Annotated in this window: 15 protein-coding genes; 4 read left to right on the forward strand and 11 right to left on the reverse strand. The window is 60.3% G+C overall.

Annotated elements, in window-relative coordinates; genetic code table 11:
• Positions 1 to 155: 155 nt before the first annotated feature.
• The 8 genes from PSH90_RS07620 to gcl all read right to left on the reverse strand — a co-directional run bounded on the left by PSH90_RS07620 (position 156) and on the right by gcl (position 9798).
• A complete protein-coding gene (locus PSH90_RS07620; protein WP_217863988.1) occupies positions 156 to 1154 on the reverse strand; it encodes a sulfate ABC transporter substrate-binding protein in 999 nt (332 codons plus the stop codon).
• 104 nt (positions 1155 to 1258) lie between these two features.
• The gene (locus PSH90_RS07625; protein ID WP_042607567.1) at positions 1259 to 2083 is read right to left on the reverse strand and encodes an ion transporter; all 825 of its coding nucleotides are present in this window, start codon (positions 2081 to 2083) and stop codon (positions 1259 to 1261) included.
• Between the two features lie 21 nt (positions 2084 to 2104).
• Positions 2105 to 3019 carry an urea transporter gene (locus tag PSH90_RS07630; RefSeq protein ID WP_305382460.1) on the reverse strand — a complete coding sequence of 305 codons (915 nt, stop codon included), beginning with the start codon at positions 3017 to 3019 and terminating at the stop codon, positions 2105 to 2107.
• A 145-nt stretch (positions 3020 to 3164) separates the two neighbouring features.
• Positions 3165 to 4580 (reverse strand): pyruvate kinase, encoded by a 1416-nt coding sequence (gene pyk / locus PSH90_RS07635; RefSeq protein ID WP_095180738.1) that lies wholly within the window; start codon positions 4578 to 4580, stop codon positions 3165 to 3167.
• On the reverse strand, positions 4577 to 5851 hold the full coding sequence (locus PSH90_RS07640) for a glycerate kinase (RefSeq protein WP_305382461.1): 1275 nt from the start codon (positions 5849 to 5851) through the stop codon (positions 4577 to 4579). The genes pyk and PSH90_RS07640 overlap by 4 nt, the downstream gene beginning before the upstream one ends.
• A gap of 154 nt (positions 5852 to 6005) precedes the next feature.
• Positions 6006 to 6899, reverse strand: a complete 894-nt coding sequence (locus PSH90_RS07645; RefSeq protein WP_150741301.1) for a 2-hydroxy-3-oxopropionate reductase — start codon at positions 6897 to 6899, stop codon at positions 6006 to 6008.
• Positions 6900 to 7061: 162 nt separating this feature from the next.
• Positions 7062 to 7844 (reverse strand): hydroxypyruvate isomerase, encoded by a 783-nt coding sequence (hyi, locus tag PSH90_RS07650; protein WP_258707792.1) that lies wholly within the window; start codon positions 7842 to 7844, stop codon positions 7062 to 7064.
• 178 nt (positions 7845 to 8022) lie between these two features.
• The gene (gene gcl / locus PSH90_RS07655) at positions 8023 to 9798 is read right to left on the reverse strand and encodes a glyoxylate carboligase (protein WP_041479607.1); all 1776 of its coding nucleotides are present in this window, start codon (positions 9796 to 9798) and stop codon (positions 8023 to 8025) included.
• Positions 9799 to 10066: 268 nt separating this feature from the next.
• On the opposite strand from gcl, the gene PSH90_RS07660 reads away from it, so the two are divergent.
• Together PSH90_RS07660 and PSH90_RS07665 are read left to right on the forward strand one after the other, a co-directional pair.
• On the forward strand, positions 10067 to 10507 hold the full coding sequence (locus PSH90_RS07660; protein ID WP_041479606.1) for a heme-binding protein: 441 nt from the start codon (positions 10067 to 10069) through the stop codon (positions 10505 to 10507).
• Between the two features lie 212 nt (positions 10508 to 10719).
• Positions 10720 to 11178: a transposase gene (locus tag PSH90_RS07665; RefSeq protein WP_305382462.1), complete on the forward strand. Its 459-nt coding sequence runs from the start codon at positions 10720 to 10722 to the stop codon at positions 11176 to 11178.
• A 128-nt stretch (positions 11179 to 11306) separates the two neighbouring features.
• Here the strand turns inward: PSH90_RS07665 and PSH90_RS07670 are convergent, their stop codons facing one another.
• Positions 11307 to 11915 (reverse strand): TetR/AcrR family transcriptional regulator, encoded by a 609-nt coding sequence (locus PSH90_RS07670; protein WP_041479604.1) that lies wholly within the window; start codon positions 11913 to 11915, stop codon positions 11307 to 11309.
• A gap of 135 nt (positions 11916 to 12050) precedes the next feature.
• Here PSH90_RS07670 and PSH90_RS07675 point away from each other — a divergent pair, with 135 nt between their 5' ends.
• A complete protein-coding gene (locus tag PSH90_RS07675; protein WP_056783879.1) occupies positions 12051 to 12965 on the forward strand; it encodes a DUF808 domain-containing protein in 915 nt (304 codons plus the stop codon).
• A gap of 127 nt (positions 12966 to 13092) precedes the next feature.
• On the opposite strand, the gene PSH90_RS07680 is transcribed toward PSH90_RS07675, so the two are convergent.
• Together PSH90_RS07680 and PSH90_RS07685 are read right to left on the reverse strand one after the other, a co-directional pair.
• Entirely contained in the window at positions 13093 to 13881 is a 789-nt protein-coding gene (locus PSH90_RS07680; protein ID WP_056783881.1) for a VacJ family lipoprotein, read from the reverse strand.
• Positions 13874 to 15172: a serine/threonine protein kinase gene (locus PSH90_RS07685; RefSeq protein WP_258707793.1), complete on the reverse strand. Its 1299-nt coding sequence runs from the start codon at positions 15170 to 15172 to the stop codon at positions 13874 to 13876. Before PSH90_RS07685 ends, PSH90_RS07680 begins: the two co-directional genes overlap by 8 nt.
• A 224-nt stretch (positions 15173 to 15396) precedes the next feature.
• Here PSH90_RS07685 and PSH90_RS07690 point away from each other — a divergent pair, with 224 nt between their 5' ends.
• The gene (locus PSH90_RS07690) at positions 15397 to 15765 is read left to right on the forward strand and encodes a hypothetical protein (RefSeq protein ID WP_305382463.1); all 369 of its coding nucleotides are present in this window, start codon (positions 15397 to 15399) and stop codon (positions 15763 to 15765) included.
• The last annotated feature ends 25 nt before the right edge of the window (positions 15766 to 15790 follow it).

Below are 15790 nucleotides of genomic sequence, written 5' to 3' on the forward strand. Positions count from 1 at the left end.
GTCGGGCACAGGAAAGGGCTGAGGCTAATGGACAACGTGGACCGGCAGAAGACGTTTTCGGATGATAACTGTTATTACGCAGTGTAATGACCGGTATTCCCGGTCAACAAAAAGGCGACCCGGTGGGTCGCCTTTTGATTTTTTCAGATCAAGCCTTACTGCCCGCTGTAAATCTGATCAAACACGCCACCATCATTGAAGTGGGTTTTCTGCACCGTGCGCCAGTCACCAAAGGTCTTCTCCACCGAAAGGAAGTCGACTTTCGGGAAACGGTCGGTGTACTTCGCCAGCACCGCCGGGTCACGCGGGCGCAGGTAGTTGGCCGCCGCAATTTCCTGACCTTCCGGCGACCACAGGTACTTCAGATACTCATCAGCCGCAGCGCGCGAGCCTTTCTTGTCGACCACTTTGTCGACCACCGAAACCGGTGGCTCGGCTTCCGCTGAGACGGTCGGGTAGATGACTTCGAACTGATCGCGACCGAACTCGCGGGCGATCATTTCCGCTTCGTTTTCGAAGGTCACCAGTACGTCGCCGATCTGGTTGGTCATGAACGTGGTGGTGGCGGCGCGGCCACCGGTGTCGAGCACCGGCGCCTGCTTGAACAGCTTGCCGACGAAGTCCTTGGCCTTGTTCTCGTCGCCACCGTTTTTCAGCACATAGCCCCAGGCCGACAGGTAGGTGTAGCGGCCGTTACCGGAAGTTTTCGGGTTCGGCACGATCACCTGTACGCCGTCCTTGAGCAGATCCGGCCAGTCTTTCAGCGCTTTTGGATTGCCCTTGCGAACGATGAACACTGTCGCCGAGGTGAACGGTGCGCTGTTGTTCGGCAGGCGCGTGACCCAGTTGTCCGGCACCAGTTTGCCGTTGTCGGCGAGGGCGTTGATGTCGGTGGCCATGTTCATGGTAATGACGTCAGCCGGCAGGCCGTCGATCACCGAACGCGCCTGCTTGCTCGAGCCGCCGAAGGACATCTGCACGGTGATGTTTTCGTTGTGCTCGGCTTGCCAGTGCTTCTGGAACGCAGTGTTGTAGTCCTTGTAGAAATCGCGCATCACGTCGTAGGAAACGTTAAGCAGCGTCGGTGCTGCTTCGGCGATGTTGGCCAAGGCCAGGCCGGCGGCGAGAAGTGAGGCGCCAAAGAGTTTTTTCACTGCGCATTCCTTGTTCTGTGGGGGTGTTATGCCAAAAATGAAGCCATTTGCCAGCGACTATAACGGGCAGCGCATAGTCGCTTAAAGATTAAAAAGCTCTGTGCTTATTCCACTTTCCTGAACAGCTGACTACCGCAGCGCGAACAGAACGCTGCGCTCTGCTCGTGGGTCTTTTTCTGACAGCCCGGGCAGTCATGTTGCAGCTGCTCGCCGCGCATAGCGTTGGCCAGCTCAGCGGTGAAGATCCCTGTCGGCACAGCGATGATCGAATAACCGGTGATCATCACCAGCGAGGAAATCACCTGGCCCAGCGGCGTCTTCGGCACGATGTCGCCGAAGCCCACAGTGGTCAACGTCACGATCGCCCAATAGATGCCCTTGGGAATGCTGGTGAAGCCATGTTCCGGGCCTTCGATCACGTACATCAGCGTGCCGAACACTGTCACCAGCGTGCACACGCTGACCAGAAACACGACGATTTTCTGCTTGCTGCCACGCAGCGCCGACATCAGATAGTTGGCTTGCTTGAGATACGGGCTGAGCTTGAGCACACGGAAAATCCGCAGCATCCGAATGATGCGGATGATCAGCAGATACTGCGCATCGCTGTAATACAGGGCGAGGATGCCCGGCACGATCGCCAGCAGATCCACCAGGCCATAAAAGCTGAAGGCATAGCGCAGCGGCTTGGGCGAGCAGTACAGACGCAGGATGTATTCGCCGAGGAAGATCGCCGTGAAGCCCCACTCTATATATGCCAGAACGTCGGCGTAATTACGGTGAATGCTGTCGATACTGTCGAGCATCACGATCACCAGACTGGCGAGGATGATCAACAGCAGGATGCCGTCGAAGCGACGCCCGGCCGGGGTGTCGCTCTGGAAAATCATGACGTAAAGCCGTTCGCGCCAATTGTTGCTGCTGTCCATGGATAACGCCTGAATCGAAGATCAGCGCAGCCTAGGGTGATTCTCCTCGTGAACGCAAGACTCATGCGCGAGCGAAGCTTTGCCAAGCATTTGAATGCCAGCCCGGATCAACCAGCAGGCGAGGATGAACGGCGCGGTCAGCGTCGCCAATCCAAGGGCAGCAAACAGCGGCGTCACCAGCAGCGCCAGGACAATTGCCAGCAGCGGCAGCCACGGATTTTGTCGCTGAGCGCTGAAGGCAAGGGCGGCGAGTACGGCGTTGTAGCCACCGAGCCCGAGCAGTGCGGCGGAAGTTTCGTGGTGCAGCAGACTCGAGCCGAGGCCGATCGCCGACGCCAGCAGCGCCCAGCAGAACGCGCGGCGATCGGCGAGCAGCAAGCCGCTGGCGATCAAGGCCCCGGCCAATGGATGGTCGAGAAACATCACCTGGCCGAATCCGCGCAGTTCAGCGGCCAGCAGATTTGTCGTGTTCAGGTCGACCGATGCCGCCGGCGCGGACGGCTCGGCGAACATCAGCAGCACCCAGCTGAGCGCCACGAACGGCGAGGTATACGCCGGTATGGCGCGACTGCGGTACACGTGTTTGAGCCATTGCTGAGTAAGCATCGCGCTCAAGCCACCGGCTGCAAGAATCAACGGCGGCAGCAGTGGCGACCAAGGGAAATACAGGCTCAGCAGCAGGCCGAGCAGCACGCCGTTGTAGCTGAACAACCCGGCCTGGCGATCGGCCTTGGCGTAGTTGCGCCGCTGCGCGGTGAGCAGACCGGCAACGCCACCGAGCAGCGCCCCGGCGAACAGCACCGGCGCCGTCAGCAGAATCGCCAACAGACACAGCAGGCCGCACAGCGGATGGCGCTGGAAGAAAATCTGACTGAAACCGTTGAGCAAAGCCTCGGCCCAGTCGGGGCAGTGGGTGTTGAAGTGATTGGCAGGCATGGCAGTTCTGAAAGTCAGGGAAACCGAGGTGCCTGCTTCGCGAGCAAGCTCGCTCCCACATGGATCTGCGTCCAGTCATTGAGTTTGTGGTGCACACAAATCAACTGTGGGAGCGAGCCTGCTCGCGAAGAGGCCGGTACAGGCGCTAAATCAACGTCTCAATGCGCAGCGAATTGGTCGACCCCGGCTGCCCGAACGGCACGCCAGCAGTGATCAGCAGCGTGTCGCCACGCTCGGCCATGCCTTGCGCCTGAGCAATCTCCAGCGCGGTCGAGCAGACTTCGTCGACCTGACGCAGGCGATCGTTGACTACCGAATGAATGCCCCACGCTACGCTCAAGCGCCGCGCCGTTTGCAGGTTCGGCGTCAGATTGAGGATCGGTGCTTTCGGCCGTTCCCGGGATGCGCGCAACGTCGAGGCGCCGGACTCGCTGTAATTGACCAGCACCGCCACCGGCAGCACGTTGCTGATCCGGCGGATCGCACAGCTGATCGCATCGGAAACCGTCGCCTCGGCTTTCGGTCGGCTGACGTCAAGCTGGGTCTGATAATCCGGGCCGTTCTCAACTTGACGGATGATCTTGCTCATCATCTGCACGGCTTCCAGCGGGTATTCGCCGGACGCGGTCTCCGCCGAGAGCATCACCGCATCGGCGCCTTCGGCTACGGCGTTGGCGACGTCAGTCACCTCGGCACGGGTTGGGGCAGGGGAGAAGCGCATTGACTCGAGCATCTGCGTCGCCACCACCACCGGTTTGCCCAGCGCGCGGCAGGTGGTGATGATGTTTTTCTGAATCTGCGGCACGCTCTCCGCCGGCACTTCCACACCAAGATCGCCGCGCGCGACCATGATCGCGTCGCTCAACTCAGCAATCTCACGTAGTTGCTCGACCGCTGAAGGCTTCTCGATTTTCGCCATCAGAAACGCCTTGTCGCCGATCAATGCGCGGGCTTCGACAATGTCCTGCGGGCGCTGTACGAACGACAGCGCGACCCAGTCCACACCCAATTCCAGGCCGAAGCTCAAATCGCGGCGATCCTTGGCGGTCAGCGGGCTGAGGTCGAGCACCGCTTGCGGCACATTCACGCCTTTGCGATCGGACAGTTCGCCGCCGTTGAGCACGCTGGTGTCGATCGCATCGGCGTACTTGGTGACCACGCGCAGGCGCAGCTTGCCGTCGTCGAGCAGCAGGTCCATGCCCGCTTCCAGCGCGGCAATGATTTCCGGATGCGGCAGGTTGACCCGGCGCTCATCGCCCGGTGTCGCATCGAGATCCAAGCGGAACGCCTGACCGCGATGCAACTGCACCTTGCCGTCAGCGAACTTGCCCACACGCAGTTTCGGCCCTTGCAGGTCCATCAGAATGCCCAGCGGATAGTTGAGCTGGCGCTCGACTTCGCGGATCCACTGATAGCGCTTGGCGTGGTCGGCGTGATCGCCATGGCTGAAATTCAGCCGGAAGATGTTGACCCCGGCCTCGACCAGCTCGCGGATGTCGTCGATACCGTCGACCGCAGGGCCGAGGGTGGCGAGGATTTTGACCTTTTTATCAGGCGTCATGATTTGCAGTTCTCAAGGATCAGAATGGCGCGGAAGTCGTTGACGTTAGTGCGGGTCGGCTCGGTGACGATCAGCGCATCGAGCGCCTGGAAGTAGCCATAGCCGTTGTTGTTATCCAGCTCGTCGCTGGCGCTCAGACCCAGTGCGGCGGCGCGGGCGTAGCTGTCCGGAGTCATGATTGCGCCGGCGTTGTCTTCCGAGCCGTCGATGCCATCGGTGTCGCCGGCCAGCGCGTAGACGCCGGGCTGGCCCTTGAGGCTGTCGGTCAGGCTGAGGAGGAATTCGGCATTGCGTCCGCCACGGCCATTGCCGCGCACGGTCACCGTGGTTTCACCGCCGGAGAGAATCACGCAGGGCGCCGCCAGTGGCTGGCCGTGGTTGATGATCTGGCGGGCGATGCCGGCGTGAACTTTCGCCACTTCACGGGATTCGCCTTCGAGGTCGCCGAGAATCAAGGTGCTGAAACCGGCCTGACGGCATTTCACCGCCGCCGCGTCCAGCGACTGCTGCGGGCGGGCGATCAACTGGAAGTGGCTGCGCGCCAGGGACGGGTCGCCGGGTTTGACGGTTTCCGATTCAGGGCTGTGCAGCCAGGTGCGCACGGAAGCGGGAATGTCGATGCCGTAGCGTTTGATGATCGCCAGTGCTTCGGCCGAAGTGCTTGGATCGGCCACGGTCGGCCCGGAGGCGATGACGGTGGCGAGGTCGCCGGGCACATCGGAAATCGCGTAGGTGTAAACCGTCGCCGGCCAGCAGGCCTTGCCGAGGCGGCCGCCCTTGATCGCCGAGAGGTGCTTGCGCACGCAGTTCATCTCGCCGATGGTCGCACCGGATTTGAGCAGGGCTTTGTTGATCGACTGCTTGTCAGCGAGGGTGATGCCTTCGGCCGGCAGGGCGAGCAAGGCAGAGCCGCCGCCGGAGAGCAGGAAGATCACGCGGTCGTCTTCAGTCAGGTTGCTGACCAGTTCCAGCACACGTTTGGCCACGGCCAGACCGGCGGCGTCCGGCACCGGGTGCGCGGCTTCGACCACTTCGATTTTTTCGCACGGGGCGCCGTGACCGTAGCGGGTCACCACCAGACCGGTGACTTCACCCTCCCAGCAGCGCTCGACCACTTGCGCCATGGCGGCAGCGGCTTTGCCGGCACCGATGACGATAACCCGACCCGTGCGATCGGCAGGCAAATGGGCTTCGAGGACTTGGTTCGGATGGGCCGCGTCGATGGCTGTGGCAAACAGCTCGCGCAGCAGTTGTTGCGGATCGACCGACATGGCGGGCTCCCGGAATTCTTGTTATTCGAAAGGGCGACTCAGGTCCCTTGTGGGAGCGAGCCTGCTCGCGAACGCGGTATGTCAGCCAACATGGATGTTGAATGTGAAGCCGCTTTCGCGAGCAGGCTCGCTCCCACAGGGTTTTGTGCAGGCTTTATTTATTGTCGCGAATCGAGAAATTGGCCATGTGCTCCAGGCCCTTGATCAGCGCCGAGTGGTCCCAGTTGCTGCCGCCGATGGCCGCGCAGGTGCTGAATACCTGCTGGGCATTGGCGGTGTTCGGCAGGTTGATGTTCAGTTCCTTGGCGCCTTGAAGGGCCAGGTTCAGGTCCTTCTGGTGCAGGCTGATGCGGAAGCCCGGGTCGAAGGTGCCTTTGATCATGCGCTCGCCGTGCACTTCGAGGATCTTCGAAGAAGCGAAACCGCCCATCAGCGCTTCACGCACCTTGGCCGGATCGGCACCGTTTTTCGAGGCGAACAGCAGGGCTTCGGCTACGGCCTGGATGTTCAGCGCGACGATGATCTGGTTCGCCACTTTGGCGGTCTGGCCGTCGCCATTGCTACCAACCAGGGTGATGTTCTTGCCCATGGCCTGGAACAGCGGCAGGGCGCGTTCGAAGGCATCGGCGTCGCCACCGACCATGATGCTCAGGGTTGCGGCCTTGGCGCCGACTTCACCGCCGGAAACCGGAGCGTCGAGGTACTGCGCGCCTTTTTCGTTGATCTTCGCCGCGAAGGCTTTGGTGGCGGTCGGCGAAATCGAGCTCATGTCGATGACCACTTTGCCTTTACCGATACCGGCCGCAACACCGTCAGCGCGGAACAGCACATCGTCGACCTGCGGGGTGTCCGGAACCATGACGATGATGAATTCGGCTTCCTGCGCCACTTCGCGCGGGTTGGCCAGGGCGACGGCGCCAGCGGCGACGAGGTCGGCCGGGGCCGCGTCGTGGTGTTGCGACAGGAACAGGCTGTGACCGGCTTTCTGCAGGTTCGCCGCCATTGGGTGGCCCATGATGCCGGTGCCGATGAATCCGATTTTAGCCATGAGAAAATCCTCTTGTTTTTGTCGTGCTCAAGCAAATAGGGGAGCTGCTTTTCATGTGGGAGCGAGCCTGCTCGCGAATGCGGTGGAACATTCAATATCCGTGTTGACTGAACCACCGCATTCGCGAGCAGGCTCGCTCCCACAGGGGATTTGCTGTGTTTCTTAGATTGCGTTGTGTGATTTCAACCAACCCAGACCCGCTTCGGTGGTGGTCAGCGGTTTGTACTCGCAACCCACCCAACCCTGATAACCGATGCGATCAAGGTGTTCGAACAGGAAGCGGTAGTTGATCTCACCGGTGCCCGGCTCGTTGCGCCCCGGGTTGTCCGCGAGTTGCACGTGGTTGATCTCGCCCAGGTGCGATTGCAGGGTGCGGGCCAGATCGCCTTCCATGATTTGCATGTGATAGATGTCGTATTGCAGGAACAGATTGACGCTGCCGACCTGCTCGCGAATCGACAGGGCTTGCGCCGTGTTGTTCAGGTAGAAACCGGGAATGTCACGGGTGTTGATCGCTTCCATCACCAGTTTGATGCCCGCCGCTTGCAGCTTGTCGGCGGCGTATTTGAGGTTGGCGACAAAGGTCTTTTCCACAGTGGCATCGTCAACGCCTTGCGGGCGGATGCCGGCCAGGCAGTTGACCTGGGTGTTGCCCAGCACTTGTGCGTAAGCGATCGCCAGATCGACCCCGGCGCGGAACTCTTCGACCCGATCCGGCAGGCAGGCGATGCCACGCTCGCCCTTGGCCCAGTCACCGGCCGGCAGGTTGAACAGCACTTGGGTCAGCCCGTTGGCCTCGAGTTTTGCCTTGATTTCAGCCGAGCTGAAGTCGTACGGGAACAGGTATTCCACGCCACTGAAACCGGCCTTGGCGGCGGCGTCGAAACGGGCAAGGAAATCCTGTTCGGTGAACAGCATGGACAGGTTGGCTGCGAAACGCGGCATGGTGGTCTCCTAAAAACTGATGAGGCACGGTAGGTCAGACTGAACGCGATCAGTCCCCTCTCCTTGGGGAGAGGGTTAGGGTGAGGGGGAATCCTGAGTCTGATCCCGATTGTGCGAACACCGCAAAACCTTTCCCTCACCCCAGCCCTCTCCCAGAGGGAGAGGGGGCTAAAAGCAATCAATCGAGCAACGAAATCGCCGTCGGCGCATCGTTGCCGACCAGTGCCAGGTCCTCGAACTCGTTGACCGCGTTGATCTCGGTACCCATGGAGATGTTGGTCACACGCTCCAGAATGATCTCGACGATCACCGGCACCTTGAACTCTTCGATCATCTGTTCGGCCTTGCGCAGGGCAGGGGCGATTTCCGACGGTTCGAACACACGCAGCGCCTTGCAGCCGAGGCCCTCGGCGACTGCGATGTGGTCAACCCCGTAACCGTTGAGTTCCGGCGCATTCAGGTTATCGAAGGACAGCTGCACGCAGTAGTCCATTTCGAACCCGCGCTGGGCCTGACGGATCAGGCCCAGGTACGAGTTGTTCACCACGACGTGGATGTACGGCAGTTTGAACTGAGCGCCGACCGCCAGTTCTTCGATCATGAACTGGAAATCATAGTCCCCCGACAGGGCCACGACTTTGCGGCTCGGATCGGCCTTCACCACGCCCAGCGCCGCCGGAATGGTCCAGCCCAACGGGCCGGCCTGGCCACAGTTGATCCAGTGACGCGGCTTGTAGACGTGCAGGAACTGCGCGCCGGCAATCTGCGACAGACCAATGGTGCTGACGTAGCAGGTGTCCTTGCCGAACACCTGGTTCATTTCTTCATAAACGCGCTGCGGTTTGACCGGCACGTTGTCGAAGTGGGTCTTGCGATGCAGGCTGGCCTTGCGCTGCTGGCAATCTTGCAGCCAGGCGCTGCGGTTCTTCAGCTTGCCGGCGGCTTGCCATTCACGGGCGACTTCGATGAACACGGTCAGCGCTGCCGCGGCGTCGGAAACGATGCCCAAGTCCGGGGTGAACACACGACCGATCTGCGTGCCTTCGATGTCAACGTGAATGAACTTGCGACCTTCGGTGTACACGTCAACCGAACCGGTATGGCGGTTGGCCCAACGGTTACCAATGCCTAGCACCACGTCGGATTTGAGCATCGTCGCGTTGCCGTAACGGTGCGAAGTCTGCAGACCGACCATGCCGACCATCAGCGGGTGGTCGTCAGGGATGGTGCCCCAGCCCATCAGGGTCGGGATGACCGGGATGCCGGTCAGCTCGGCGAACTCCACCAGCAGATCACTGGCATCGGCGTTGATGATGCCACCACCGGCGACCAGCAATGGACGCTCGGCCTGATCCAGCAGCGCCAGAGCCTTCTCGACCTGCACGCGGGTCGCGGTCGGTTTGGCCAGTGGCAGCGGTTGGTAAGCGTCGATGTCGAATTCGATCTCGGCCATCTGCACGTCGAACGGCAGGTCGATCAGTACAGGGCCTGGACGACCGGAGCGCATTTCATAGAAGGCTTTCTGGAATGCGTAAGGCACCTGGCCCGGCTCCAGAACCGTGGTTGCCCACTTGGTGACTGGCTTGACGATGCTGGTGATGTCGACAGCCTGGAAATCTTCCTTGTGCATCCGGGCGCGGGGTGCTTGCCCGGTGATGCAGAGGATTGGAATCGAGTCAGCCGAGGCGCTGTAGAGCCCGGTGACCATATCGGTGCCGGCCGGGCCGGACGTGCCGATGCACACGCCGATATTGCCGGCCTTGGTGCGGGTGTAGCCCTCGGCCATGTGCGAGGCGCCTTCAACGTGGCGAGCAAGGACGTGATCGATGCCACCGACCTTCTGCAAGGCGGAGTACAGCGGGTTGATCGCTGCGCCCGGGATGCCAAAAGCGGTATCAACTCCTTCACGGCGCATCACCAGAACGGCGGCTTCGATTGCTCTCATTTTGCTCATTGTTTTGTGCCTCTTTACGTTTTGTAATTGTATACAAGTGGCTTTGCGCAAAGTGTATTCACGGCGGACGGCGCAGGTCAATCCATTTTCTCAAGCGCCTGTTTCATTCGTCGGAAGTCCGCTGTGCTGTGGCTTTTCGTCGCATGTGGCGCTTTTCGAGAATTATTGTATACAAAAAAATAACTCATTGTGTTCTATTTGTGTCATCTGACTGCGGCACAAACGCGCAGTCCCACGACTTTCCCTATAACAAAATGAGGACGGCACCATGAGCGCTTTAACCTTGAAAGTCGCAGTCAACCTGGTCAGCGAAGCCATCAACGCAGGACGCGGCATCAACGCCGCACCGCTGACCATCGCGGTACTCGATAACGGCGGCCACCTGATCGCCCTGCAACGCGAAGACGGCGCCAGCCTGCTGCGCCCCGACATCGCCATCGGCAAAGCCTGGGGCGCCATCGCCCTGGGCAAAGGCTCACGCCTGCTCGCCCAGGACGCCCAGCAACGCCCGGCGTTTTTTTCTTCGTTGAACAGCATGGGGCAGGGCAGCGTAGTGCCGGCTCCGGGTGGGGTGTTGATTCGAAATCAGGCGGGTGAAGTGCTAGGCGCGATCGGGATCAGTGGGGATTTGTCGGATGTGGATGAGCAGGTGGCGATCAGAGCGGTGGAAGCGCTGGATTTGAGGGCGGATGGCGGGGTGGTTGGTTGAATGTCAGTGTCTGAATAACCGCTTTCGCGAGCAGGCTCGCTCCCCCATTGGATCAGGGTTGGACACAAAATGTCTGAACACCTGAAGCCCACTGTGGGAGCGAGCCTGCTCGCGAATACGATCTGCGCTACACATCTTGCTAAAAGTCTGACGCTCTCTTCGCCATCTCCACGGCTAGCCTTCTCATGATCAACATATGAGAAGGCAACGGAATGCCGGGTTTATCTGCTTCACATCGCTTGCGCATCGGACGCTATTCAGAACACAACCGCATTTACCTTCTGACCGCCAATACCGCCGGGAGAGAACCTGTATTCAGCGATTTCTTCCTCGGCAGATTGCTTGTAAGCCAATTCAGGGCAGCTGGGGAAACGGGATTGGCCAATTCTCTGGCTTGGGTCGTAATGCCAGATCATTTTCACTGGCTGATTGAATTGAAGAGTGGCTCGCTCGGCGAATTGATGCAGCGAACTAAATCCCTCAGCACCAAATCGGTAAAGCTTTCGACCGGTAGAAAGTCCAGCCTTTGGCAACCTGGCTTCCATGACCGGGCACTGCGTAAAGAGGAGAATCTGGTGAAGATGGCTCGGTATGTCATTGCCAACCCATTGCGGGCAGGGCTGGTCAAAAGCCTTGGCGACTATCCGTTGTGGGATTCGATCTGGTTATGAGTTGAGGTCTGCGGTGCAGCTATTCGCGAGCAGGCTCGCTCCCACAGTGGATCTGGGTTGGACACAAAATGTCTGGACACCACAACCCCTGTGGGAGCGAGCCTGCTCGCGAAGCGGTTCCCCCGATCTCACCGATCCGGCTCACACCCCTTCAACACCAACCGGATAATCGTCTGCGCCGCCGCTTCATAATCGGCTTCATCAAGCTTGTCTTTCCCGGTCACCGCGGAAATCTGCCAGTCGAAGTCGGCGTAGGTCTGGGTCGCGGCCCAGATGCTGAACATCAGGTGGTTGGGATCGATCGGGGCGATCTGGCCGCGGTCGATCCAGCTCTGGATGCAGGCGATGTTGTGTTTGGCCTGGGCGTTGAGCTGCTCGACAAGATCAGCGCTCAGGTGTGGGGCGCCGTGCATGATTTCGCTGGCGAACACCTTGGAGGCGTAGGGCAGGTCGCGGGAGATGCGGATCTTCGAGCGGATGTAGCCGCTCAGCACTTCGCTCGGTACGCCGTCCGGGTTGAACGGGGTCGAGGCCTGCAGAATCGGCTCGATGATGCTTTCCAGCACCTCGCGATAGAGGTTTTCCTTGGATTTGAAGTAGTAGTAGACGTTGGGCTTGGGCAATCCCGCCTTGGCGGCGATGTCGCTGGTTTTGGTCGCCGCGAAGCCCTTGTCGGCAAACTCTTCGCTGGCGGCGCGCAGGATCAGTTCTTTGTTACGCTCGCGGATTGTGCTCATAAACCCGGTGGTTCCTTGCCTGTTCTGGCGGTGGCGCATGGTAGCACCGGCCTTGAGCGGCGCTCAACAATGCAGCCTGTGGCCGGCGGTCGCGTTATGCTTGGCAACATTCATACACAGAAGGAAACAGGATTCATGGCAGGAAGCAGTTTGCTGGTGCTGATCGATGACATCGCCACCGTTCTGGATGACGTTGCGTTGATGACCAAGATGGCCGCGAAGAAGACCGCCGGGGTGCTCGGTGATGATCTGGCGCTCAATGCCCAGCAGGTATCGGGCGTGCGCGCCGAGCGGGAAATTCCCGTGGTCTGGGCGGTGGCCAAGGGCTCGTTCGTCAACAAACTGATCCTCGTGCCGTCGGCGCTGGCAATCAGCGCCTTTGTGCCTTGGCTGGTGACGCCGCTGTTGATGGTCGGCGGCGCGTACCTGTGTTTCGAGGGTTTTGAAAAACTCGCGCACAAGTTTCTGCACAGCAAAGAGGAAGACGAGGCAGAACACGCACAGTTGACCGAAGCAGTGGCCGATCCGGCGACCGATCTGGTGGCGTACGAAAAGGACAAGATCAAAGGCGCGATCCGCACCGACTTCATTCTCTCGGCAGAAATCATCGCCATCACCCTCGGCACCGTGGCAGATGCCTCGCTGACTCAGCAAGTGGTCGTCATGTCCGGCATCGCCATTGTCATGACCGTGGGCGTTTACGGTTTGGTGGCGGGCATCGTCAAGCTCGACGATCTGGGGCTGTGGCTGACGCAGAAACCCGGGCAGATGGCGAAAAAGATCGGCGGCGGCATTCTCAGTGCCGCGCCGTACATGATGAAAACCCTGTCGGTGGTCGGCACGGCGGCGATGTTCCTGGTCGGCGGTGGCATCCTGACTCATGGCGTGCCGGTGCTGCATCACTGGATTGAAGGCATCGGCGCGGCAGCGGGCAGCGCCGGGTTCGCCGTGCCGATGCTGCTCAATGGTGTTGCGGGGATTATTGCTGGCGCAGCGGTGTTGGCGGTGGTTTCGGTCGTAGGCAAGATCTGGAAAGCGCTGAAGGGTTAATCAGCAACACATAACAAATGTGGGAGCGAGCCTGCTCGCGAATGCGGTAGTTCAGTCAATATCGATGTTGACTGAAACTCCGCGTTCGCGAGCAGGCTCGCTCCCACAGTGTTTTGCGCCAGCCGATTTACTCGGCGATCTGCAACTTGCGCGCTTCGGTGTACACGTACCGCACTTTCTCGTACTCGAACGGCGAGTTCATCTGACCATAGCGGAAGCTGGTCTGGTAGCGCTTGTCGATCGCACGCAAGGCCCAGACTTCCGGGTGGTTGGAGCTGACTTCCGCGACGTTGAGGAAGTTGATCGCGGTGTCGGCGGTGTAATCCACGGCCAGACCTGCGGTGTCGCGGATGTTCGACGGGCCGAAGATCGGCAGTACGAAGTAGGCGCCGCCCGGTACGCCATAGAAGCCCAGAGTCTGCCCGAAGTCCTCGTTCTGGCGCGGCAGGCCCATGGCGGTTGCCGGATCCCACAGGCCGGCGATGCCGATCGTGGTGTTGAGCAGCAGGCGCGCGGTGGTTTCCATCGAGCGCTGGCCCTTGAACTGCAACAGGCTGTTGACCAGGTTCGGCACGTCACCAATGTTGTTGAAGAAGTTGCTCACCCCGGTACGCAGGAAGCTTGGGGTGATGTAGCGATAGCCATCGACTACCGGCAGGAACACCCACTGGTCGAAGCGGTAGTTGAAGTGATAGACCCGGCGGTTCCACGATTCCAGTGGGTCATAGACGTTCAGCGCATTGAGCGTGGAGCGTTCGAATTCGCGCTGATCCAGGCCCGGGTTGAACTTGAGTTTGGTCAGCGGCTGCTTGAAGCCGTCGCTGTCGACCACCACCGGTGCATCGGCTTTACTGTTGTCGGCCTGGGCCACGCCTGCACAGAGGAACGCTGCAATCAGCAGGAGATATTTAGCCACGGAAGAACTCCAGCATGGCGTCGCTGTTGACGCGGTAGTTAAGGTTGCCGCAGTGGCCGCCCAGTGGATAAACGGTCAGGCGATCACCGAAGGTTTTCCGCAGGAAGCCCAGGTCGCCAGGGCCGAGGATGACGTCGTCGGCGTTGTGCATGACGGCGATTTTCGGGCTGTCGTGCAGGTAGTCCTTGAGCGCATACAGGCTGACCTGGTCGATCAGTTGCAGCAGGCTGCCGCCGTCGGTGCGTGCGCGCCACATCGGAATAACCTGTTCGGTGATGTAGCAGTCGAAATCGCATTGCAGCGCACGCTTGAGGAACGGCGTGAGGCTGGTGCCTTCGGTGATCGGGAATTTCGGCGGGGTAATCAGACCGCGACGGTTGACCAGGTCCGAGGTGTAGGCAATGTCGGCTGCCGAGAAGCGGAACGACGTGCCGATGAGCATGGCCATCTGCTCGTTGGTCAGGTGCTGCTTGGACTGCTGGAAGTCATACAGCAGCGCATCGTTGAGATCGATGTAGCCTTTCTGCTGGAAGTAACGGGTCAGCTTGGTCAGTACCAGTTCATAGAACGTGGTGCTGTTGTTGATGCCCTTGACCTCGGTCTGTACCAGCTTGTCGAGGTTGGTCACCGAGGTGTAGAGGTTGACCGGCGGGTTGAGCAGCAGGACTTTCTTGAAGTTGAAGCTACGGCGCGTCTCGTCCAGATGCGCGACGAACGCGGCATCAAGGGCGCCGAGGCTGTAGCCGGTCAGGTAATACTCGGTGACCGGCAGCTTCGGGTTCTGCGCCCGCACGGCCTGCATCACCCGATACATGTCTTCGGCATCTTCCTTGGTCACGCCCGGCGTGGCGAAACGCGAGGCGGCGCTGATGAAGTCGAAGCTGGTCGGCGAGGACAACTGCACGACGTGGTAGCCGGCCTTGTAATACAGCTTTTTCAGGTATTCGTTGAGCGTGCTGTCAAAGCGCGCGCCGGTGCCGGCAATCAGGAAGATAAGCGGCGCCGGTTTGTCCTGCGTGGCGATGCGGTAAGTGAGTTTCTTCACTGCCCAGAAATTGTCCGGCAGTTGGAATTCACGCTCCGGGCGCAGGGTGAGGCTGCGGTCCGATTGATTGATGTCGTCGTCCAGCGGCAGCTCCGGACGCAGGTCCGGTGGTGTCGTGGCGATCGTCGCCTCGAACGGGTTGGTCAGCGGGTAGCCATAGCTGGCGGCGTCGATATCCACCGCCAGCGCGGACGCACTCAAGATAAGGCCGCTGAACAGCGCGGCGAAGCGCAAGGAACGGAGCATGACTAGATCCCTTAGAGGAAGGTGCCGATTGAAGTTCGCAGGCTATGACCACCGGCCGTGCGCCAAAGTGCCATGCTGCGGCACCAAACAGGCGGAATTCGGGGTAATAGTAGCTGGACGATACACGTTGCAAGGGCTCGCTGAACAGTTAACAGTTGTTAGTGCTTGCGAATGCCGGTCGGCAGATTAAGCTGGCCGCCGATTTCCGCAGATTGGAGTGCTCCATGTCCCGCCGCTTGCCCGTTATTGTGCTGCTCGTTTTGTTGCCGCTGTGGCTGGCCGGCAGTTATGCCGCGCGCTATGGCTTCATGGAAGACGGGCAGTGGGTGGGCATCTGTGTCGACGAAGCCAGTCGTTGGCAATGCCTGGTGCGTGCGAATCTGGGGCTGATGATTCATTTCAAAGTGTTGGGCTGGGCGGCGGTGGGCGCAGCGGTATTGGCGTTTGTCGTGCCGGGACGGGCAGGGTGGTGGCTGGCGGTGCTGGCGCTGGTGTTCGGCCTGCCGGCGCTGGCGTTGTACAACACTACATTAGCGGTGTTTGCGGTGGTGATTGCCGGGTTGCGCCTGGTCCGCGTGTCCCGCAGCGCCTGACAGTCAGTCATCGCGGGCAAGCCCG

Source organism: Pseudomonas sp. FP1762, from assembly GCF_030687105.1.
GTDB lineage: Bacteria > Pseudomonadota > Gammaproteobacteria > Pseudomonadales > Pseudomonadaceae > Aquipseudomonas > Aquipseudomonas siliginis.

Excerpts from the sequence above, each read along its gene's own strand:
- PSH90_RS07625 (WP_042607567.1), bottom strand. The coding sequence starts at position 2,083 with ATGGACAGCAGCAACAATTGGCGCGAACGGCTTTACGTCATGATTTTC.
- PSH90_RS07630 (WP_305382460.1), bottom strand. The coding sequence starts at position 3,019 with ATGCCTGCCAATCACTTCAACACCCACTGCCCCGACTGGGCCGAGGCT.
- pyk (WP_095180738.1), bottom strand. The coding sequence starts at position 4,580 with ATGACGCCTGATAAAAAGGTCAAAATCCTCGCCACCCTCGGCCCTGCG.
- PSH90_RS07640 (WP_305382461.1), bottom strand. The coding sequence starts at position 5,851 with ATGTCGGTCGATCCGCAACAACTGCTGCGCGAGCTGTTTGCCACAGCC.
- PSH90_RS07645 (WP_150741301.1), bottom strand. The coding sequence starts at position 6,899 with ATGGCTAAAATCGGATTCATCGGCACCGGCATCATGGGCCACCCAATG.
- hyi (WP_258707792.1), bottom strand. The coding sequence starts at position 7,844 with ATGCCGCGTTTCGCAGCCAACCTGTCCATGCTGTTCACCGAACAGGAT.
- gcl (WP_041479607.1), bottom strand. The coding sequence starts at position 9,798 with ATGAGCAAAATGAGAGCAATCGAAGCCGCCGTTCTGGTGATGCGCCGT.
- PSH90_RS07660 (WP_041479606.1), top strand. The coding sequence starts at position 10,067 with ATGAGCGCTTTAACCTTGAAAGTCGCAGTCAACCTGGTCAGCGAAGCC.
- PSH90_RS07665 (WP_305382462.1), top strand. The coding sequence starts at position 10,720 with ATGCCGGGTTTATCTGCTTCACATCGCTTGCGCATCGGACGCTATTCA.
- PSH90_RS07670 (WP_041479604.1), bottom strand. The coding sequence starts at position 11,915 with ATGAGCACAATCCGCGAGCGTAACAAAGAACTGATCCTGCGCGCCGCC.
- PSH90_RS07675 (WP_056783879.1), top strand. The coding sequence starts at position 12,051 with ATGGCAGGAAGCAGTTTGCTGGTGCTGATCGATGACATCGCCACCGTT.
- PSH90_RS07685 (WP_258707793.1), bottom strand. The coding sequence starts at position 15,172 with ATGCTCCGTTCCTTGCGCTTCGCCGCGCTGTTCAGCGGCCTTATCTTG.
- PSH90_RS07690 (WP_305382463.1), top strand. The coding sequence starts at position 15,397 with ATGTCCCGCCGCTTGCCCGTTATTGTGCTGCTCGTTTTGTTGCCGCTG.